Here is a 20,155-nt window from a genome sequence, read left to right as displayed (position 1 = left end):
CCCCCTCAGGCGATCCGCAGCGCGAAGGCGGGTGCCGTTGCGGGCATCGGCCTGGGCGCCGGGGCAGTGAATTGCGGGTCCACCGTGAGGGTGGTGACGCCGAGCGGGACGGTCAGTGCGCGCAGGGCGGGTGTGGCGAGGCGGATCCACTCCTGTCCGGGGCCGAGCGTCGCGGTCAGCCTGCGCTCGGAGGTGAAGCCGACGGCCGTGCGGGCGCCGAGCGGTGTGCGGAAAAGCCGGGCCGCACACCCGGAGGGGCCCGGCCGGACCGGGACGTACAGGGGTCCGGCCGGGAACCGATCGGAGGGCTCGGGGTCTTCGCCGTAGAGGGGTTCTGCCATGGGGTGCCTCCCGAAGGGCAGCGCGTGGGATCGGATCTGTGAGACCCCGGACGCGGGGAGGCGGACCGGGGTTCGCTGTCGACGTTATGCCCGAACCCCCCGGCCGCCGGACCGGTCCTGACGGGATGCTGACAGCGCTGGTGAGAGGCCACCGAAAGGACCGTCAGAAGGGCGCCAAGAACTGGTGTACGCACTGTCGGGAGCCCTGAAAGGGAGGTGAGATGGAGGCGCTTCTGCAAAGGATCGCCGACCGGAAACCCTCCGGCGGCACGTACAGAAGGTGAAAGCGATGTCCGAGTCCCCCATGCTCCCAGCCGCTCGTGTCGTAGTCGGAGTGAGCGGCTCGCCGGGGAGCCTGACCGCCCTGGTGCGGGCTGCCGACGAGGCACGGCTCCGAGGTGCGGAACTCTGGCCGGTGGCCGCCTGGCAGCCGCCGGAGGGGGATCTCGCCGCCCGCAGGTTCCCGGCCTCGGCCGCCATGGTCCCGGAGTGGGAGCGGCTCACGCGGGAAAGGCTTGTCGCAGCGCTGCGTGACGTGTTCGGCGGCGCCGGCACCGGGCTGCCCGGGCAGGCGCTCGTCGTCCGGGGCGCCCCCGGACCGGCGTTGGTGCGGATCGCCGCCCGGGGACAGCGACATCCTCGTCATCGGCGCCGGCGGGCGGGGCCGGCTGCGCCGAGCGCTGTGGCCGTCGGTCAGCCGCTACTGCCTCGCCCACGCCGGCTGCCCCGTCCTCGCCGTGCCGCCGTCGCCGCTGCGGGCGGCGCTGACGGCCGTGCACCGCCGGAACGCCTTGCGGCTGCGCCTGGACACCGGTCACCTTGAGCGGGAGTTCCCGGCTGACCCGCACCTTCGAGCTGCGCGTGACCAGCGTGACGCTCGACCCCATGGCGGAACGATTCATCCGGGACACGGCCAGCCGCAAGATGCGGTACATCGCCAACGAGCCGGACAGCCGTGACAAGGCGGAGTACCGCGACAAGGTCGAGCAGATCCGGGCCGACAACGACATGCCGGAGCAGGAGGACTTCGTTTTAGTCGAGGTGACCGTCACCGACCCCTCAGAGTTCGAGGGGGCCTGCCGTACGCGGCGAGGTCCTGCACGGGCGCTACCGCGTGCTGACCCTGGAGTCCGCGTCCATCCCCAATGCCCTGGCCGCGCTCCTCCTGCACGCGCGGGACGTCACCGGGTGCACCCCGCACATCTACTTCGAGTGGACCGAGGGCAACCCGTTCGCCAACACCTGTGTCGAGCTCGTGCCAGATCAGCGGGTTCGCGGTGAGGACGTGTCGTAGCCGGTTTCCTCACGCTGTTTACCGAAAGCATCTCGGAACCGAATCGTCCACGGGTGCGGGCAACGGGATGGTCTCGAACAACCGCGTTCTTCGAGGAACGCCCCCATGCGCAAGCCTACGGGCGACGGGCACCGGCCAAGCGCAGCCGACGTGCCCGGCAGTCAGCGTGGCGGCTCGGAGAGGCGGCGGTCGAGGGTGGTGGTGCGATCGGCCCTGGCAGCGTCGGCGAGGGCCTCGGCGGCGGCTTCCGCCGCCTGCGCCGTGTCGTCGGCGGCCTGGGCGGCCATGTCGTCCGTGGGCTTTTCGCGAGTGGCCGGAGACTGGGGCAGCACCTCGCTGAAGGCGCGGGACACGCCCTGGAGTGCGGAGGTGATCTCGCTGGGGATGACCCAGAAGTTGTTGCCCGAGCCTTGCGCGAGTTGGGGCAGCGCCTGGAGGTACTGGTAGGCGAGCAGCTTGGGGTCCGGGTCGTTGCGATGTACGGCCTGGAACACCTCGTCGATGGCCCGGGACTGGCCCTCGGCCTGGAGGATCGCGGCGGTACGGTTGCCCTCCGCGCGCAGAACGGCCGCCTGCTTGTCGCCCTCGGCCGTGAGGATCTGTGACTGGCGTTGCCCCTCGGCTCCCAGAATCGCGGCGCGCTTGTCCCGCTCGGCCCGCATCTGCTTCTGCATCGCGTCCTTGATGGTCTGCGGAGGGTCGATGGCCTTGATCTCCACCCGGTTGACCCTCAGCCCCCACTTGCCGGTGGCCTCGTCCAGCACGCCGCGCAGCTGGCTGTTGATGGTGTCCCGGGAGGTGAGCGTCTTTTCCAGGTCCATGGATCCCACGACGTTGCGCAGTGTGGTGACGGTGAGCTGCTCGACCGCCTGAAGGAAATTCGCGATCTCGTAGAATGCCGCACGCGGATCGGTCACCTGGAAATAGAGAACGGTGTCGATCTCGACGACCAGGTTGTCCTCGGTGATCACCGGCTGCGGTTTGAAGGAGACAACCTGTTCCCGCAGGTCGATCAGCGGGCGAACGCGGTCGATGTACGGGATGACGAAGTTGAGGCCGGGATTCAGGGTCCGGAGGTAGCGGCCCAGTCGCTCGACGTTACGCGCACGCGCCTGGGGCACTATGCGGACCGCCCGTATCACCGTGAACACCGCGAACAGAGCGAGGATCAGGCCGGCAATCAGGAACGCCGAGGTTTCCATGGTTTCAGTCCCGGGGGTAGACGAGCGCGGTCGCGCCGCTGATCTTCATGACGTCGACGGTTTTTCCGACAGGGATCACCAGCGTCTCGTCGTAGGCGCGGGCCGTCCACTCATCGCCGTCGATACGGACCCTGCCGCCCTGTCCCGTCACCTCCGCGACGACATGGGCGGTCTTGCCGACCAGGGCGTCCACGCCGAACCGTGCCGTTTGGGGCCGGCACAGACGCTGGCGCAGTGCGATGGGCCGCAAAAACAGGACGGCGACCACAGCGACGACGGTGAACACCAGGAACTGGAAGGGCACAGGCAGCCCGACCGCGGCAGAACCCGCCGCTACCAACGCGGCCGCACTCAGCAATCCGAGCGCGGCAGTCACTGTGAAGATCTCCGCCACAGCCAGGACGGCTGCGCCGATCAACCACATCAGCCATGGATCCATTGCGTGCCTCTTCAGACCGGTGCAGGCGTGGCAGGGCTGGACGCTCACCATTGGACCCGACAGCAGCTAATACACGCCCACTACCTGTGTTCTACCCATTCAAGGAAGATCACTCCACCGCTGCACAGGGCCAATCGGGTCCGAAGTGAAACCCGCGTCGCGTCGTCCGCCCGTCCCTGCTCGTGGCGTCGACGGCATTTACCAGGTGCGGAGCAACGACCGCGCCGGCCTGGCCGTGATCGAGGTTGACCGCAGGCCGCCCGGAGTCAGGCCTCTGGCGGAGCGGCGTAAGCAGGTGAAGCGGTCCCGGGACGATCTGTCGCCGGTGCGCGACCACCTGCGCTCTCGCGGCAAGGACTCCGGGAAACCGTCCGCGAAAGCTGCACGGCCGCCCGAGGAAGATCCCAGGACACGGCCCCGCGCGGTGTCCGGTGCCGGGGTTTCGTCGGAAATGCGGTCGAAGCGATCAGGGTCGTTCCGGGAGAAGATGGACGCCTCGTAGGTCTTGCCCGGCTCCAGACCGACGCCACCTTCCGAGCGCTGCCGACCGGTGGAGACTTCCTCGACGGAGAGGAAATCTCTCTCGTCCCCGTGCCTGATTGTCGCTCACCGAGTTCAGCGTGGCGCGCTCGGGGCGGCCGTCCTCGGTGTACGTCGCCCGATCGGGGCCCCACGCAGCTGCGACGTCGCTCAGGTCGAGGCCCTTCGCACTTTCCCCGTCGGACTTGTCCCCCGCATCGCAAGCGCTGGTGGTCAGAAGTCCCCCAAGGACGACAGCCGCCCAGATGCGGCCGGCAGCTACCGGCTGACGCGGGCCCCCCGCGATGCCGTGCCGGTCTCCGGCTCGCTGCACATCCCGCTCCTCTCCTGTCGTCCGTACGCGCTTGGTGCTCAGCCCGCCGCGGGAGCGTCCGACCGCGTGATCGGAGGGTTCGCCGGAGTAGGTCGCCCCCTTTTGGGTGCTCCGGCGGCGTGCTGGTGGGCCCGGACGACCGTGGAGTCCACCGACACCGTCCAGCCGATGTCATCGTCGGCGTTCGCCGACGCGAGGACAGCGGTGAAAATCATCTCCCAGGTGCCGTCGACGGCCCATCTGATCAGCCCCTGGTGAGCGGTCTGGAATGAGCCGAGCTCGTCGGGGAGGTCACGCCAGGGCGAGTTGGTGCGGTACTTCCACGCGATGGCCTCAACGGTTCGGCGGTGGTCGGCCCATCGCCGCCCGCGGACGGGATCCGCTGGCATCAACGGCCGGATCCGGTCCCACATCGCATCGGTGATCACTAATCGGATGGACACATCCGATCAACTGACCAATCCATCAAAGTGAAACGCGCTAGACCGTGCAGGCGGTACTGGGGGCATCGGGGCTCTCTCACTGAGCGGCAGGGGTGGCCACGTTCACCGCTCTGGGAGCGGGCCCTCCGCCCTACTCCTAGTGCGTGTTCCGGTGAGCGGCGACTTCGGGGACCTTCTGAGCGGTTCGCCATCGGGGCGAGGTGCGCGCCGGAGCTGTCGTTACAGGTGGGGCGCAGTAGAGGAGGGCGCCGAGATCGCGAATGGTCGCGCTGAGCACGGATGCCGAGGCGAGTGGCACGGGGTGCGCCCGGCGAACCGCGGGGTGTCGCCACGAGCACGCCGGTTTCCGTCACCGGCCGAAGGTGTCGAGGGCGTCGCAACACCGTCAAGGTCGGCCCGATCGACGGTAGTTGTCCCGCACGGCAGCACCGACGTGCTGTGAGCTGCCTCACCCGGCACTGCCCGCTCGGCGGAAGAATCTCCTTGCCAGCGCCATTCCCGCCCGTTCGACGCCGCTGGTTGGCCGGATCCGTCAGTAATCTGTCATTGCAGCCAGTGCGGCATCCGATACAGGCTGTGACCGTGTTGAAGCGACGTGTTGTTGTGGTGGTGTACACGGGCGCGATGGCCCTGGACATCACCGGACCGATTGAAGTGTTCGATACCGCGAACCGGCTCCTGGGCCCCTCGGCCACCCCCTACCGGGCCGAATTCGTCTCCACCGACGCACCACGGGTCCGCATGAGCTCGGGGGTGGTGGTGGAGGCCTCGCCACTGGATGCGGCGCAGGGCCCGATCGACACGCTCCTCGTTCCGGGCGGATGGAGTCTCGACAACGCGCTCCGGGACCAGGCGCTCGTGTCCTGGATCGGCAGGGCGGCGGCCCGGTCGCGCAGAATCGCCTCCGTATGCGGCGGATCCTTCCTGCTGGCCGAGGCGGGTCTGCTCGACGGCAGACGCGCCACCACCCACTGGGCCTACAGCGAGGCGATGGCCTGCCGCTTTCCGAAGGTGACGGTGGACGCCGAGCCGATCTTCGTCTGGGACGGACCCTTCGTGACCTCCGCGGGCGTGTCCACGGGCATCGACATGGCGCTGGCTCTGGTGGAGGCCGATCACGGATCGGCACTCGCACTGGAGGCGGCACGGTTTCTGGTGCTGTTTCTCAAGCGGCACGGAGGACAGTCGCAGTACAGCGCCGTCCTCGACGCCCAGTTGGCCGACCATCCGCCGATCCGGGCAGCACAGGAGTGGATCCAGGAAAACCTGAACAACCCGCTGCCCGTCGCCGAGATCGCGCAGCGGGCCAACATGAGCCAGCGCAACTTCGCCCGGGTGTTCCGGCGCGAGGTAGGTGTGACACCAGGCCAGTATGTCGAGCGGACGCGTATCTCCCGCGCACGCGACCTGCTGGAATCCACAGACCTGACGATCAGCCAGATAGCTGGCCGCTGCGGATTCCCCGCCACCGAGACGTTCTTCCGCTCCTTCGGAAGAACCCTGGGACTCACCCCCAAGGAATACCGGCACCGCTTTCAGGTCATCTCGCCGTCCGGCCTCATCGACCGGCAGCTCGAGAGGGAGGGGCGCCCCGCATGACCTCCACGGCTCCGGAATCACGCGAAGCAGAGTCGGTACGCCTCGTCGACCATCTGGCCAGGGAACTCGCCAGGGCCGGCGTCACCCACATGTTCGGTGTCGGCGGCGCGAACATCGAGGACCTGTATGACGCAGTGCACCGCGACGGCGCGGTCCGCAGCGTCGTCGCCAAACACGAGTTCGCCGCCGTCACCATGGCCGACGGATACGCACGTACCACCAGGCGCCTCGGCGTCGTCGCCGCCACCTCGGGCGGTGGGGCGATGAATCTCGTACCAGGTCTTGCGGAGGCATACGCCTCCCGGGTGCCCGTTCTGGCCCTGGTGGGCCAGCCGCCGACCGGCCAGGAAGGGCGCGGGGCGTTCCAGGACTCCAGTGGCAAGGCGGGCTCCTTCGACGCGAGGGAGGTCTTCGCGCCCGTCTCCCGGTTCTGCGCCCGGGTCGACGACGCCCACTCGTTCACGGAGTTGCTGCCCCGGGCAGTCGCGGCGGCACAGGCCGATCCACGCGGCCCTGCGGTGCTGTTGCTGCCCAAGGACGTGCAGCAGAGGCGGATCCGGGTGCCCGTCCGCGACACGGCCCCGTCACCGGGCGGCCTCGCTGCGGCAGCCGCGACCCGGCTCAACACGGCAGCCCTCAGCGCCGTGTCGGACGCTCTTCGCGAGGCGGGTCGCGTCCTCGTCATCGCCGGTGAGGAAGTCGCCGCCACCGACGCGCGTGACCAGCTGGCCGAACTGGCCCGGCGCCTCGGGGCCTGGGTGGCGGTCACCCCGGACGCCAAGGACGTCTTCGACAACCGTGATCCCCGGTTCGCAGGTGTGGCCGGGGTGATGGGCCACGCCAACGTCGAGGACTGTCTGCAGCGGGCCGACCTGTGCCTGCTGGTCGGTACCCGACTGCCGCTCCTGGCACGCGGCGGCCTCGATCAGGCCCTGACCGCCACCCGCGTCGTCTGCCTCGGATCCGAGCCACCGTTCGTGACAGGCACCGCGCTCGGTGGGAACCTGCGGGACGCGCTGCGCGCGGTGACCGCCCGGCTGCCCTCGCACCCTCGTCCCTGCCCGCCGCACGCCGGCCCCCTTCCCACACCCACGCGGCGTCCGCTCACTCAGACCGGGGAGCGAACGGTCCCCCATGCCCAGGCGGTCGCCGCGGTGCAGGCGGCACTCCCCCAGGACGCACACGTGTTCGTGGACGCCGGGAACGCGGGGGCCAGCGCGGTCCATCTCCTCGCGGCACCGCGCCACGGCCGCTTCGTGGTGGCGGTCGGCATGGGCGGCATGGGCTACACCTTCGGTGCCGGCATCGGTGCCGCGCTCGCCACCGGCCGGCGCGCCTACGTCATCGCCGGCGACGGGTCCTTCTTCATGCACGGGATGGAAGTGCACACCGCCGTGGAGTACGACGCACCCGTGACGTTCGTGATCTTCAACAACAATGCGCACGCCATGTGCGCGTTGCGGGAGGAGTTCCTCCAGGGCGGGGTCCGCAAGGACGACCTGTTCGCCCGGACCGACCTCGCCGCCGGGGTGGCCGCCGCCTTCCCGTCCCTGGAGGCCACGGAAGCCAGGGACGCGGCGCAACTGCGCACGGCTCTGCTTCGCAGCAACGCGCGGGGCGGCCCCGCGCTGGTCGCAGTGGCCTGTGATCCGCGGGAGATTCCCCCGTTCCTCCCCTTCCAGTCCTTCACCGAAGCCGCCAAGAGCAAGGAGGGTTCAAATGAACAAGAAGTCGTCCACGTTGGCTGACATACCCGGTCTGGTCCGGATCGAGAACGCCGGCAAGGAGGAACTGACCGCCCGCTGCATGGAGCTCACCCACGCGGTCTACCCCCACCATCAGGTCTACGGGCAGTACTGCACCATCCACGAGTACGTCGACTGCCCCCCGGAGCAGGCTTACGACTACCTGCGCCAGGGACACCATCTGGAGGAGTGGACCTGCAGCCTGCGGGACTTCGCGCCCACCGACACACCAGGGCTGTGGGTCGGTCACGACCGGCTGGAGGACGACACCAGGATCTACTGCAAGGTGCTGGCGAACCCCGATGCCATGACCGTGGACTACCACTGCTCCTGGGACCAGGCCGAGAAGCTGTGGATGATCTACCTGATGCGTGTCGTACCGGCCCGACCGGTACTCGACAAGCCCGGTTCGGTGATCACCTGGACCAACTGCCGCCACCCCTACTACGACGCCAACCCGCATCCCGGCCTGGCTCCCCGCCCGGAACGGCCTTGGGTGGGCGACTACTGGGACCTCTTCTACGCAGGGCACACCCTGGAGATGCTCAACCTCAAGGCCATCCTGGAGCACCGCCACCGGGGCGGCCTGCCGGTCGGTTCAGCTCCGACGCGGGTGGTGGCGCAGTGACCACGGTCAGCCTCACCGACGTCGCCAGCTACCTGCCCGGCGAGCCGGTCCCCGCGGAGTTCTACACGGACTTCCCCGGAGCCGAGGACAAGCTCCGCAACCACCCCATGTTCAAGGTGCCGCCGTTACGGCACCACGTGGCCAGGGACGAGACCAACGCGGACATGGTGGAACGCGCCGTGCAGCCCCTGATCGAACGGCACGGCGTGGCGGAGATCCGAGGCGTCGACGTACTGTTGGTGCACAGCCAGTTGCCGGATCTGCCGTTCGTGGGCGCCGGAACCGAGGTGGCCCGCCGGCTGGGCCTGAACCCGGAGTGGCTCGTCGACGTGGCCAACGCGGGCTGCGCTTCCTTTGTGTACATGGTGAAGCTGGCACGGCAGATCCTCACCTCCACGGACGCGAAGACCGCGCTGATCTGCAACGCGCAGAGTGCCGCGGGGCAATGGTTCACCCAGTCCGAGGTGCGCAGACTCGCCCAGGCGGCGATCCCGGGCGACGGGTGCGGGGTGGGGTACGTGACGACGTCGGCGCAGTCGCCGGTCCTCGACGTGGAGACGCGGCACATCGGCGAGTACGCCGGTGACATGACCGTGGCGGTCGACGACGGTCGCAAGTACTGGGAGCCGGGCGAGTCCCAACTGCGGATCGGGTTCACCGACGCCAGCGTCGCCAAGGTCCTGGCACGCGGTAACCGCCTCGTCCCCGAGGTGGTCACGGAGCTGTGCCGGCGGCTCGGCGTGGCGAGCTCCGACATCGACGTCCTCATCACCAACCAGCCCAACCGTACCTTCCTGCGGAACTGGCGTGAGGCGCTGCAACTGCCTGCCGAGCGGCACCTGAACACCTTCGATGAGTACGGGAATCTGTTCGGAGCGGCGATTCCGGTGACCTTGGACCGCGCGATCAGCTCCGGGCAGGTGGAGGACGGGGACCTGACGGTGCTCGGGGGATTCGCCCACGCGGGCGACTTCGCCGGTGCAGTCGCCGTCCGGTGGCACGGCGGACGGAACTGAGCCGTGGACATCCCCGTGCTGCACCGACTTGCCCTGAACGAAAGCCCGTATCCCCCGCTGCCCTCAGTGCGCGAGGCGATGCGACGGGCCGTCGCACTGGCTCACCGCTACCCGCAGTTCCACCCCGACGACCTCACCGAGCGAATCGCCGCACGGTGCCAGGTGGCCTCCGACCGCGTCGCGGTCGGCAGCGGATCGGTCGGCGTGGCCCTGCAGTTGCTCCGGGCAGTGGTCCGGCCCGGCGACTCGGTGGCCTACGCCTGGCGCACGTTCGACGCCTACCCCCTCCTGGTCGCCATGGTCGGCGCTCACCCTGTCCCCATACCCTTGTCGCCGGACGGAGACCAGGATCTGGGCGCCCTGCTCGCGGCGCTCGATCACCGCACCCGTGTCGTGGTGCTGTGCAATCCCCACAACCCCACGGGAAGCCTCGTCACCGCCGACGCACTGTCGGCGTTCCTGCGTGAGGTCCCCCAACACGTCACCGTGCTCCTCGACGAGGCGTACGTGGAGTTCGCCCGAGACGCCGATCTGCCGGATTCACTCGCGCTCCTGGACGCACATCCCAACCTGCTGGTCCTGCGTACCTTCTCCAAGGCCTACGGCCTCGCTGCCCTGCGGGTGGGCTATGGACTCGGCGCCTCCGACCTGGTGGCGCGGATCCGTCGGCAGCAGTTGCCCTTCGGCATCAACGCGGTGGCCACAGCGGCGGTGAAGGCCTCGCTGCGGGCCGAAGACGAGCTGCGCCGACGTGTGGACACCCTCGTCGCCGAACGAGAACGGCTCCGGCGTGAACTCGCAGCCCTCGGCTGGCGGGTACGCCCCGGCCACGCCAACTCCGTGTGGCTCGCCGTGCCCGATCCGATCGACGAGGGCGCCGCGGCACTCGCCGAAGGGGGTGTTGAAACGCGCTACTACCCCGGCGAGGGACTCCGGCTCACCGTCGGCGACCGGAGTGCCAACGACGCGGTGCTGACTGCGCTGGCGGGACTGCGCCTGCACCAGAGTGCGTCGCGGACGTGAGGCCGACCAGATCGTTGGGCCGAGGCAGCCGACTGCCGCCCCGGTGGTGGTCGCGGTTCACCGCATGGAGGACACTGGTCCGGCACCGCCGGCTCGGTGGGGTGTCAGGCGGCGGAGACACCCTTCTGGGGTCAGCGGCTGGACCGGCCGGACAAGCGCGAGGTGGGGGGGGTCTGCATGCAGGGTCATCCGGATCATCCTTTCCGGGCGGTGATCGACTGTTCGACCCACTGGCGCAGAGCGGGGGCGGGCGCCGCCCCCGCCTGCCGGGCGACCGTCGCGCCCTGGTCGAGGATCAGCAGTGTCGGTACGGCCTGGACCTCCGAGGCGGTCGTGGGTCTTGTCGTCGCCGAAGACCCAGCCGGCGCCGTGGATGTAGAACACGCCTGGTGGCCGATATGGCTGATCCGGCGCGCTGGTCCCGCGGCGGGACCGATGTCGGCGAGGCCGCCTCGGCCCCGGTCAGGCGCAGCGCCAGCAACCGCGTGAGCCGGGGGGAACTCGGAGGCCACCTCGCCGCACGGGGCTGCCCCCCATGAGCACCCCGTCCGTCCGACCGGCCCGGGACGGCCGGATACAGTGCGCGCGACGGCAGCCTGGTTGTTCAAGGAGGGGAAGCGTGACCGACGCCAGCGAAACCCGACCCGCCGACACCGCAGCGCATGCGACTCAGCAGAGCCGACTGCACCGCCTGATGCGCTACCTCCCCCTGATCGCCCCCGTTCTGCTGTGGACCGTGCCCTGCTGGCTCCTGCTGCACGCCGGCCAGCACTGGCCGCTCCCTGTCACGCTGGCCGGCACCGCCCTGTTCGCCCTCGGCCTGCTCGGCATGCCGCTCGCGATGGTGCGCGGCCACGGCCGACGGCAGCAGGACCGGGCGGCGATCGTCGGTGACACCCTGCTGGGCACCATCTGGGTCCTGTTCACCTGGTCCGTCGTGCTCGGCGTGCTGCTGCGGCTCGCCCTGACCGTGACCGGCGTCGGCGACGGCCAGGACCGGGCCCGGATCACCGCCTGGGCGGTCCTCGGCACAGCCGCCGTGCTGCTCGCGTGGGGGTACGCCGAGGCCCGCCGGGTGCCCCGCGTGCGTCGGCTCGACGTGCGACTTCCGCGACTGGGGGCCGGTCTGGACGGCACCCGGGTCGTCCTCATCACCGACACCCACTACGGCCCGCTCGACCGTGCCCGCTGGTCGGCACGGGTCTGCGAGACGGTCAACACCCTGGAAGCCGACCTGGTGTGCCACACCGGTGACATCGCGGACGGAACGGCCGAACGCCGCCGCGCGCAGGCCGCCCCGCTCGGGACCGTGCGGGCCACCCACGCCCGTGTCTACGTCACCGGCAACCACGAGTACTACAGCGAGGCCCAGGGCTGGGTCGACCTGATGGACGAGCTGGGCTGGGAGCCGCTGCGCAACCGCCATCTGCTGCTCGAACGCGGTGGCGACACCCTCGTGGTGGCCGGCGTGGACGACGTCACGGCCGAGTCCTCCGGCCTCGCCGGCCACGGCGCCCACCTCGCCGGAGCCCTGCACGGCGCCGACCCCGACCACCCCGTACTGCTCCTGGCCCACCAGCCCAAGTTCGTCGACCGGGCGGCGGCCGGCGGGGTCGACCTCCAGCTCTCCGGCCACACCCACGGCGGCCAGATCTGGCCCTTCCACCACCTGGTCCGCATCGATCAGCCCGCCCTCGCCGGCCTCAGCCGCCACGGCGCCCGCACCCTCCTCTACACCAGCCGTGGCACCGGTTTCTGGGGCCCGCCCTTCCGCGTCTTCGCCCCGAGCGAGATCACCCTGCTCGTACTCCGCTCCCCGCAGCGGCCCTCCACGCCGTAGCGCTGGGCGGGCCGGCGTTCCGCCTGGACCGTCCGGGCGAACGCCGCCGTGGACTCCCCCACCGGCTACGGCCCCGGCGACCCGCAGCCGGCCTACGGCCTGACCTCCGCCGCCTCCGCCGGCGGCCCCGGCAGGACCATCGCCGTCGTCGACGCCTACGACGGGGCAAGAGCTGTGACTACGGCCACTTGCGCTGATGGCCGCACCGGCAAGGCGACGGCACACACCGAGCGCGCGGCGTCCAGCGGCTCCTGCGGGCCGGTCACCAGGCGTGCGGTGCCGGTGCCCCGTACCGGCACCGCGTCATTCCGAAGGAATGCGAAACTCAAATCTGGGACGGTCCCACGGCACGGCGGGCGGGTTCGCGAGCGCGGTCCCGGTCCGCACTGCGCCGACGCGGTGGTAGAAGTCCTCGGCGGGACGATGCGACACGACCTCGACGCGGTCGAGCCCGGCGGCACGGGCCTCGGACAGCATGTGCGCGACGAGCAGCCGTCCAATACCACGTCCTTGTGCTTCGTCGGCGACGAACAGCAGGTCGAGCTCCGGTGGAGCGAGGACGAGCGAGTAGAACCCGAGGACCCGGCCTCCATGCTCGCCGGCGCCGACGGCGACGAAGGCGCGGTGGGCTTCGATGTAGTCAGGACCGACCCGGTAGCCCGCCACTGCGGATGCGTACTTACCCTCGTAGGCGGCTGAGCCACGCACGAGCCGCGTGAGCCGTTTGGCGTCCCGCGCGACTGCCCTCCGTATCGTGATCGGCTGGCTGACCGGAGCAGTGCGTGAACTCATCGGGAGAGTATTTCGCACCGGGGAGTGCCTTCCTGCGGCGGGTCGGCCGCTCGGGTCGATCGGCTTGCGCCCCGTCCACTCGGCCACGTCGGTGATCGGGATGCCACTGCCCAGCCCGTCGGAGGCGAAGTGGTGCAGGAGGCAGCCCGCGCCCGTGCGTCCTCGTCACCGGTTCATCGGCCGGCATCGGCTCCGTTCGCGTTGCGCAGTTGCCGCTTGAGGATCTTGCCGGTGGCGTTGGTGGGCAGGACGTCGCAGAACTCCACCAGGCGCGGGTACTTGTAGCTCGCCATCGACTCCCGGCACCAGGCGACGAGTTCCTCTGCGGAGATCGCCACGCCTGGTGTGCACACCACACACGCCTTGATCTCCTCGCCGTGGCTGGCATGGGGCACGCCGATCACGGCCGCCATGCTCACGGCGGGATGGGTCAGCAGCACCTCCTCGATCTCCCGCGGGTAGACGTTGAAGCCGCCGCGGATGATCAGGTCCTTGGCGCGGTCGACGATGTAGTACCAGCCGTCGCTGTCCCGGCGGGCCAGGTCGCCGGTGCGGAACCAGCCATCGCGCAGGACCTCTGCCGTGGCCTCCGGTCGGTTGAGGTAGCCCTTCATCACGTTGTGCCCGCGGATGACGATCTCGCCGACCGCGTCGGGGCCCGCGACCGGGGACCCGTCCTCGTCGATCAGGTCCAGCTCCACGCCCCAGACCGGACGCCCGATGGAGCCCGGGCGTGCCTCCTCGCCGGGCGGGGAGAAGGTGGCCACCGGGCTGGTCTCCGACAGGCCGTAGCCCTCCAGGAGGGTGATGCCGAACCGCTCCTCGAAGCGGCGGTGGATCTCGACCGGCAGTGCCGCGCCCGCCGAGACGGCGAGGCGCAGACTCCGCGCGATCCGGGCAGGGTCCACACCGGGCGCCTCCTCGCTGAGCAGGGACCAGTACATGGTGGGGACGCCGGCGAAGATCGTGACCGAATGGCGCTCCATCAGGGTGAGGGCCGAGCGCGCCTCGAAGCGCGGAAGCAGTACCAGCGTCGCCCGCGCGGCGAGGCCGGCGTTCATCTGGACGCTCTGGCCGAAGGAGTGGAACAGCGGCAGCGTGATCAGGTGCACGTCCTGCTCGGCTCCATCGAGCAGTCGCCGGCAGGTGAGGGCGTTGAGCGTCATGTTGGAGTGCGTGAGTTCGGCGCCCTTGGGCAGGCCGGTGGTACCGGAGGTGTAGAGGATGACCGCGGTGTCACCGGCCTCGGTGGCCACCGTCTCGAAGTCCGCGCTCCGCCCGTCGAGCGCCGCGGTCAGGGTCTGGGCGCCCGCGAGCGGAGAGTCGGTGGTGGGGGCGGCGGTCAGCAGGAAGAAGTGCTCGCAGCCGGCGCTGGTCTCGAACCCGTTCCATCCCTCCTGGCCCATCCGCAGTTCGGGCGTTCCCTCGAAGCAGAAGTAGGCCTTGGCTCCCGAGTCGGTCAGGTGGTACGCGATCTCGCGGCTCCTGAGCAGGACGTTGAGCGGAACGACGACGGCCCCGGCCTTGAGGATGCCGTAGTAGACGATGGGGAACCAGGGCAGGTTGGGGCAGGACAACGCGACCTTGTCGCCGGGCCGGATGCCCCGCGCGTGCAGCAGGCCGGCCACGCGGCGTGCGTTCGTGTCCAGTTCGGCGTAGGTCAGCCGCTGGTCGCCGAGGACGACAGCGGTGTGGTCGGGGACGTCGCGGGCGCTGCTTTCCAGCAGGCAGGCGAGGTTCAGCAAGGGGGTCTCCGTGAGGGTGTGGAGGCGGTCGAGGCGGGATCCGCGCGGTCCGGTTCCGGCTGGTCAGCCGCGCAGCGCGGACGCGAAGAGGGCCGGAAGTCCCAGCGCGCTCGGCGCGGCGGTGAAGCGGGTGAGGCGTTCGACGGTGGTCAGCGCCGTACGGTTGGTGACGAAGTACGGCGGCCGGGGGGAGAGTGACGGCTCACCCGTGACCAGGCCACGCGGTGCCGGGGCGAAGGGAGCGCGCAGCACGGTCTTCTCGACGTCCTCGAGCATGAACGCGTTGTGGACGAAACCGATGCCGCTGCCGATGGCCTGGCGTGTGTTGCCCGGGAATGCTCCCCAAGGGGTGTAGCCGAGCAGGAAGCCCACCGCTGACCAGCAGTTGATGCCCAGCGTGCCGTACCGCAGGTCGGCGATCGCCGTCTTGAGCGCCGCCTTCTCGGAGCGCGCGGTCCTGGGGTGGACGATCAGGGTGGCGCCGAGGCTCCCGGGGAGGACGTCGTTGGCGAAGTCGACGGCGCGGTGCAGGAATTCGGCCGTGGTCGTCCCGGCGAGCCGTACGACGCCCAGGGCGCTGCCGAATACCTCACTGGTGATCAGGACGTCGTCGTGGTCGGCGATGTCGGGTACGAGAAGCCGGCAGCCGTCGCCGTAGGTCTCCGCCGTCGGGTGTGCCGCACGGACGCCGGCGAGCCGCTGATGCGCCCCGGGATAGTAGTCGGCGCGCGGCGGCAGGTCCCGCAGCACTCGCCGGATCTCGTTCAGCAGCCGCTCCGTGCCGTCCCAGTCGCGGGGAACGACCAGGACCTGGCCTGCGATGCAGTTGTGCCCGGAATTGTTCATCTTGCTGCTGACGATGTGCTCGGCCTGGAACCGGAAGTCGGCGTCGCTCCATGGGCCGGGCGTCACGACGCACGGGCTGACACCGCCCAGTTCGCTGCTGAAGGGTTTGCCGACCAGGGGCCGGTCCTCGCGGCGCCGGTCGACGGCTTCGTCGCCGGTGCCCCAGACGATGGCGTCGTGGGTGCGGTCGCTGCCTGTGACGTGAATGCTGACGACGCCTTCGTGACGCGTGAGGTGACCGCCCTCGGCCGCTCCGCCGTCGACGAAGCGGACCCAGTCGCGTGCGACGAACTCGGCGAAGACCCGCTCGAAGTGCGGGCGGAGGTAGGCGTTGATCGGGTTCATCTTGGCGACGACGACCTGCCCTTCGGCGTAGAGCTTGTGCAGGATGTCGAGCGCCGTGATGGCGGCGACGTTGCCCGCGCCGAGCACCAGAGCCACACCGGGACGCCCGGGCCGTCCCCGGTACTCCCCGGCCGCCCGCTCCCGTACCTGCTCGGGGGTGGTGCCGGGGCGCGTCCACACCTGGGCGCTGAAGCCGTTGAGCAGCAGCCTGTCCCATCCGGTGGCGGGGAAGACGTCGACCAGCGTTCGGCCGTCCCGCTCGCGCACCGCGCCGGCGGCCAGGGGGTCGCGGCCGGCGGCGATGCGCCGCAGGACGTGCAGGAGGGCCGCGGTGTTCTGGACCAGGGCCCATGGCCCGCCCATCCAGTCCTCGGCCGCCCATGGGGAGTCGGGAGCGTATCCCTTGGCGTTCGCCCCGGCTGCGGCCATGTCGGCGGAGCCGGCGACCACCCGGGGCAGTAGCCGCTCCAGGAGGGCGATGCGCTCGGAGAGCGGGGTGGTGGACCAGGATTCGGCGCCACGGCGCAGCGCGGCGACGGCCCGGTCCAGGGTGGATGTGTCGAGGGCGCTGGAGGTCACGTCACTCCTTGGGGAGGTCGATGGGTGGCATGGGGGCGGCCGCATCTGATGCGGGGACGGCGCGCTCCGTCCGAGGGCACGGGGGCTGCGGGGCCCTGCGGGTCGTGCGATGGGCGCGTCCCGTAGAAGGGGTGGGACGCCCGGGACTCAGTCGACCAGCAGGCGGGCGTCGCGGTCCGGGTCGATCAGCGCGGCCGCGGCGGTCCCGCCCAGGAGGAGCAGGGCACCGGTGATCAGGACGGCGTACTGATAGCCGTCTGCTCCGTTGGCGTCCACGAGGTACCCGATGAGTGTCGGCGCGATCAGGCCGGCAGTGGTCACGACAGCGTTCATGATGCCCAGGGCGCCGCCACGGCGATCGGCGGGGCTCAGCCGGGTGACGGTGGTGACAGCGATGCTGGTCATCGCGCCGGCTGCTCCGAACCCGACGACCAGGAGCACGACGGTCGCGGCTCCGGCAGGCACGGACGGCAGTGCCAGGCAGGCTGCGGCGCTGATGAGCAGGAGGATGCCGCCGACCCGGCCGCGGGCCCACCGGCTCGCCGTGCCGCGGCGCAGCAGCCACCCGGTCAGGCCGGCCTGACCGAGCACGACCACCGCGTTCAGGCCGTAGACGCACATCAGCACTCTGGCGGACGCCGCCGGCGAGTAGCCCAGCCCCTCGTGCAGGTAGGAGGGGAGCCAGACCAGTCCGAACGCGGTGATCCAGTAGGCGCCGAAGTAGGCGGTCGTGGCACCGATCCAGGTACTGGTCGCGAGAATCCGTCGGTACGGTGTCCGGCGCGCGACCACCTCGATCCCGCCGGCCGGGGCTTCCGTACGGGCGGAGCAGGCGTCGTCCAGCGCGGCCCTCGCGTAGCGCCCCTCCCCTCCGAAGGGGACCCACAACAGTGCCCAGACCAGGCCGGCGAGCGCCACGACGGCGAAGCCCGAGTGCCAGCCGTGGTGGTCCATCACCCAGGTCAGGCCGGGTGCGGCGAGGAGCATGCCGAGTGTGGTGCCGAGGACGACCAGTGCGCCCGGCAGGTTGCGGCCGCGGTCGGGGAACCAGGACATCGCGGTCTGCTGCGCGACGGGGAAGGCGGGCCCCTCGGCAGCGCCGAGCAGCACACGCGAGGCGACGAGCAGGGCGAATCCTCCCCCAAGGGCCAGTGGGGTCTGGGCGACCGACCACAGCAGGGCCATCACCAGGAGCAGCCACTTCGGCCTCACGCGGTCGGCGAGCAGCCCGACCGCGGCGCCGCAGGCCGAGAACAGCAGGAAGAAGGCGCTGTTGGCGAGCCCGAAGGCGGACGCGGACAGGCCGAGGTCCGTGCGGATCGACTCGGCCGCCAGACCCAGCACGGACTTGTCCGCGAAGTTGACCATCATGAAGACGACGAGGAGTGCGGTGACGGTCCAGGCGCGGCGCCGTGGACCGCTCATGGTTCTCGTGGGGCCGGCCGGTTCAGCCGGTACGACGTCGGTGTCGGTCACAGGGACTCCGCGTAGGACGGTCGGGCAAAGGGGTGCGACAACAGGCCGGGCTCCAGCCCGGCCCTCACAGCGGGCGGGTTCGGATCAGGAGAGCGGTACACCGGTGATCGCGATGCGCTCCATGACCCGGCGCTGCGGGTAGTAGTCGTTGATCGCGTAGTGCTGGGTGGCGATGTTGTCCCAGATCGCCACGGAGCCCGGCTGCCAGCGGAAACGGACCTGGTACTCGGGGATGCGCGACTGCAGGACGAGCTCGTGCAGCAACTCCCGGCTCTCGTCGTCCGGCAGCCCGACGATCCGGATGGTGAAGGGCTCGTTGACGTAGAGCAGCTTGCGGCCGGTGCGCGGGTGGCGGACGACCACCGGGTGCTCGACGGGCGGCAGCGTCTGGCGGTGAGTGGCGATCTGGTCCGCCGGCATCATGGCGCCCCAGCTGTGCACCCAGTCGTGCTCGGCGGTCAGTCCGTCGATGCGCTCCCGCATCTCGGGGGACAGATTGTCGTAGGCGGCTGCCATGTCGGCCCACATGGTGTCGCCGCCGGCGGGCGGGATGTCGACGGCCCGCAGCACCGAGCCGAGAGCGGGCGCGGCCATGAAGGAGTGGTCGCTGTGCCAGATGTTCTTGTTGCCCGCGGCGTTGGCGTCCTTGGCCAGCCGGGAAACGCCGGTGGTCCTGGTCTTCGGGAAGAACGGGTTCGGCTCCGGCTCACCCCACACGCGGGCGAGCGCGAGTTGGGCGGTCGCGTCGAACGCGTGCTGGTCCCGGAAGAAGATCACCTTCCACTCCAGCAGGGCACGCTTCAGTTCCTCGGCGAGTTCCTCGTCGACCGGGGCGGAGAGGTCGACGGCGTCGATCTCCGCGCCGATGTGCGGGGTGAGCGGGTGGATGCCCAGACGGCGGTAGTCCGATGTGGGCAGACCCGGCGCGGTGCGCTCGAGCACGCGCTTGCCGAAGTGCACCAAGGGCTTGCCGAGAACGGGAGAACTGGTGGTGGCGGCGCTGTCCATGGATCCTCCGGGAACTACGGAACGGATTTCGTTCCTGGCAGTATCGTTATTGGCGGAGGAGGTGGCAAGGGTCTGCGGCAATCGATGTCCGAGCGGGGTCGAGGAGCCGTCGGGGCGGCCGGGGGCGGGCCTTCGTCCCAGGGGGCCGCGTGTCCGCGGCCTGCCCCGTCAGCGACGGTCGGGACGTGGTGAGCAGGTCGGCAGGGCGGAAAACGGGGGCGGCGCGCAGCCCCCGCGAGGCGGCGCCCGGACGCCGGCGGGACGGCGGCCGAGGTCAGGCGGTCTCGGCGACGGCGCGGGCGACGAGATCCACCAGGGCGTCCACAAACTGGGAGTCGGGCAGTTCCCGCTCGCCGATCAGCCGGAAGAGCAGCGGTGCGGCCACCAGGGTCGCCGCGGCCCGCACGTCGATGTCCGCACGCACGTCACCTCGGGCGATTCCGCGCTCGAGGATGCGCCGGGTCTCGCTCGTGATCCGCTCCGTGTACCGGGCGTACTGGGCATGGTCGACGCCCACCTCGGCCGCCGTACCGATCAGGCCGGCCAACAGCCGGTCCGAGCCGGGCATCCGGTACGCCTCCAGCCGGGTCGTCAGCACGACCCGCAGCTCCGCCCGGAAGTCGCCCAGGTCGGGCACCGAGAGAACGCCGATACGGCTCTCGGCGGCGGCGATGACGAGATCCTGCTTGGTGGGCCAGCGTCGGTAGATGGCAGGCTTGCTCACACCGGCACGGGCCGCGACGGCGTCCATGGTGACCGCCCCCATGCCCTGCTCCGTGACCAGCTCCACGACCGCGTTGAGGACCGCCCCGGTGACCCGCTCCTCGCGTGGCCGCCCCGGTCCCCGCTCCGCCCCACGCGTCTGTGTACCCGCCATGCGTCAGAGCCTACGGGCTCACCGGACGACACCGGCCAGGGGTGCGCCACAGCCCGCGCGACGC

General features: G+C 70.4%; 15 protein-coding genes and 4 pseudogenes. 8 read left to right on the top strand and 11 right to left on the bottom strand.

Annotated elements, in window-relative coordinates; all coding sequences use genetic code 11:
* Positions 1-5: 5 nt before the first annotated feature.
* Positions 6-341: an SAV_915 family protein gene (locus tag ACZ6B1_RS02625; protein WP_468774256.1), complete on the bottom strand. Its 336-nt coding sequence runs from the start codon at positions 339-341 to the stop codon at positions 6-8.
* Positions 342-630: 289 nt separating this feature from the next.
* Here ACZ6B1_RS02625 and ACZ6B1_RS02620 point away from each other — a divergent pair.
* Both ACZ6B1_RS02620 and ACZ6B1_RS02615 read left to right on the top strand, forming a co-directional pair.
* A pseudogene (locus tag ACZ6B1_RS02620) lies at positions 631-1,162 on the top strand (universal stress protein); the annotation flags it as partial.
* 1 nt (position 1,163) lies between these two features.
* Positions 1,164-1,581: pseudogene (locus tag ACZ6B1_RS02615) on the top strand (amino acid transporter); the annotation flags it as partial.
* Between the two features lie 215 nt (positions 1,582-1,796).
* On the opposite strand, the gene ACZ6B1_RS02610 reads toward ACZ6B1_RS02615, so the two are convergent.
* The 3 genes and pseudogenes from ACZ6B1_RS02610 to ACZ6B1_RS02600 form a co-directional block, all read right to left on the bottom strand.
* Positions 1,797-2,837 carry an SPFH domain-containing protein gene (locus tag ACZ6B1_RS02610; RefSeq protein WP_468774254.1) on the bottom strand — a complete coding sequence of 347 codons (1,041 nt, stop codon included), beginning with the start codon at positions 2,835-2,837 and terminating at the stop codon, positions 1,797-1,799.
* A 4-nt stretch (positions 2,838-2,841) separates the two neighbouring features.
* Entirely contained in the window at positions 2,842-3,276 is a 435-nt protein-coding gene (locus ACZ6B1_RS02605) for an NfeD family protein (protein ID WP_468774252.1), read from the bottom strand.
* 826 nt (positions 3,277-4,102) lie between these two features.
* Positions 4,103-4,572: pseudogene (locus ACZ6B1_RS02600) on the bottom strand (IS5 family transposase); the annotation flags it as partial.
* 582 nt (positions 4,573-5,154) lie between these two features.
* Between ACZ6B1_RS02600 and ACZ6B1_RS02595 the strand changes: the two are divergent.
* Genes ACZ6B1_RS02595 through ACZ6B1_RS02575 form a run of 5 tightly spaced genes read left to right on the top strand, consistent with a single transcriptional unit; the run spans position 5,155 to position 10,583 of the window.
* A complete protein-coding gene (locus ACZ6B1_RS02595; RefSeq protein ID WP_468776001.1) occupies positions 5,155-6,171 on the top strand; it encodes a GlxA family transcriptional regulator in 1,017 nt (338 codons plus the stop codon).
* Positions 6,168-7,919, top strand: coding sequence for a thiamine pyrophosphate-binding protein (locus tag ACZ6B1_RS02590; protein WP_468774251.1), 1,752 nt, complete (start codon positions 6,168-6,170; stop codon positions 7,917-7,919). Before ACZ6B1_RS02595 ends, ACZ6B1_RS02590 begins: the two co-directional genes overlap by 4 nt.
* Positions 7,891-8,544 carry an SRPBCC family protein gene (locus tag ACZ6B1_RS02585; RefSeq protein WP_468774250.1) on the top strand — a complete coding sequence of 218 codons (654 nt, stop codon included), beginning with the start codon at positions 7,891-7,893 and terminating at the stop codon, positions 8,542-8,544. Before ACZ6B1_RS02590 ends, ACZ6B1_RS02585 begins: the two co-directional genes overlap by 29 nt.
* Positions 8,541-9,560: a 3-oxoacyl-ACP synthase III family protein gene (locus ACZ6B1_RS02580; protein ID WP_468774249.1), complete on the top strand. Its 1,020-nt coding sequence runs from the start codon at positions 8,541-8,543 to the stop codon at positions 9,558-9,560. The genes ACZ6B1_RS02585 and ACZ6B1_RS02580 overlap by 4 nt, the downstream gene beginning before the upstream one ends.
* 3 nt (positions 9,561-9,563) lie before the next feature.
* Positions 9,564-10,583, top strand: coding sequence for a histidinol-phosphate transaminase (locus ACZ6B1_RS02575; RefSeq protein ID WP_468774248.1), 1,020 nt, complete (start codon positions 9,564-9,566; stop codon positions 10,581-10,583).
* A gap of 194 nt (positions 10,584-10,777) precedes the next feature.
* Here the strand turns inward: ACZ6B1_RS02575 and ACZ6B1_RS02570 are convergent.
* Positions 10,778-10,906 (bottom strand): annotated as a pseudogene (locus ACZ6B1_RS02570) (thiol reductase thioredoxin); the annotation flags it as partial.
* Between the two features lie 296 nt (positions 10,907-11,202).
* Between ACZ6B1_RS02570 and ACZ6B1_RS02565 the strand changes: the two are divergent.
* Positions 11,203-12,423: a metallophosphoesterase gene (locus ACZ6B1_RS02565; protein WP_468774246.1), complete on the top strand. Its 1,221-nt coding sequence runs from the start codon at positions 11,203-11,205 to the stop codon at positions 12,421-12,423.
* Between the two features lie 303 nt (positions 12,424-12,726).
* Here the strand turns inward: ACZ6B1_RS02565 and ACZ6B1_RS02560 are convergent, their stop codons facing one another.
* The 6 genes from ACZ6B1_RS02560 to ACZ6B1_RS02535 all read right to left on the bottom strand — a co-directional run bounded on the left by ACZ6B1_RS02560 (position 12,727) and on the right by ACZ6B1_RS02535 (position 20,091).
* Entirely contained in the window at positions 12,727-13,215 is a 489-nt protein-coding gene (locus ACZ6B1_RS02560; protein ID WP_468774244.1) for a GNAT family N-acetyltransferase, read from the bottom strand.
* Between the two features lie 173 nt (positions 13,216-13,388).
* Positions 13,389-14,960 carry a long-chain-fatty-acid--CoA ligase gene (locus tag ACZ6B1_RS02555; RefSeq protein ID WP_468774242.1) on the bottom strand — a complete coding sequence of 524 codons (1,572 nt, stop codon included), beginning with the start codon at positions 14,958-14,960 and terminating at the stop codon, positions 13,389-13,391.
* A 63-nt stretch (positions 14,961-15,023) separates the two neighbouring features.
* Positions 15,024-16,730, bottom strand: coding sequence for an aldehyde dehydrogenase family protein (locus tag ACZ6B1_RS02550; RefSeq protein ID WP_468774240.1), 1,707 nt, complete (start codon positions 16,728-16,730; stop codon positions 15,024-15,026).
* Positions 16,731-16,877: 147 nt separating this feature from the next.
* On the bottom strand, positions 16,878-18,206 hold the full coding sequence (locus ACZ6B1_RS02545) for an MFS transporter (RefSeq protein ID WP_468774238.1): 1,329 nt from the start codon (positions 18,204-18,206) through the stop codon (positions 16,878-16,880).
* Between the two features lie 84 nt (positions 18,207-18,290).
* On the bottom strand, positions 18,291-19,214 hold the full coding sequence (locus tag ACZ6B1_RS02540) for a TauD/TfdA dioxygenase family protein (protein WP_468774236.1): 924 nt from the start codon (positions 19,212-19,214) through the stop codon (positions 18,291-18,293).
* Between the two features lie 274 nt (positions 19,215-19,488).
* Complete coding sequence (locus ACZ6B1_RS02535; protein ID WP_468774234.1) at positions 19,489-20,091, bottom strand: TetR/AcrR family transcriptional regulator; 603 nt, start codon at positions 20,089-20,091, stop codon at positions 19,489-19,491.
* Positions 20,092-20,155 lie beyond the last annotated feature (64 nt).

The organism is Streptomyces sp. NPDC041129, from assembly GCF_055592265.1.
Note: the sequence above shows the minus strand (reverse complement) of the source record. Positions and strands in the feature narration are given on the sequence as shown.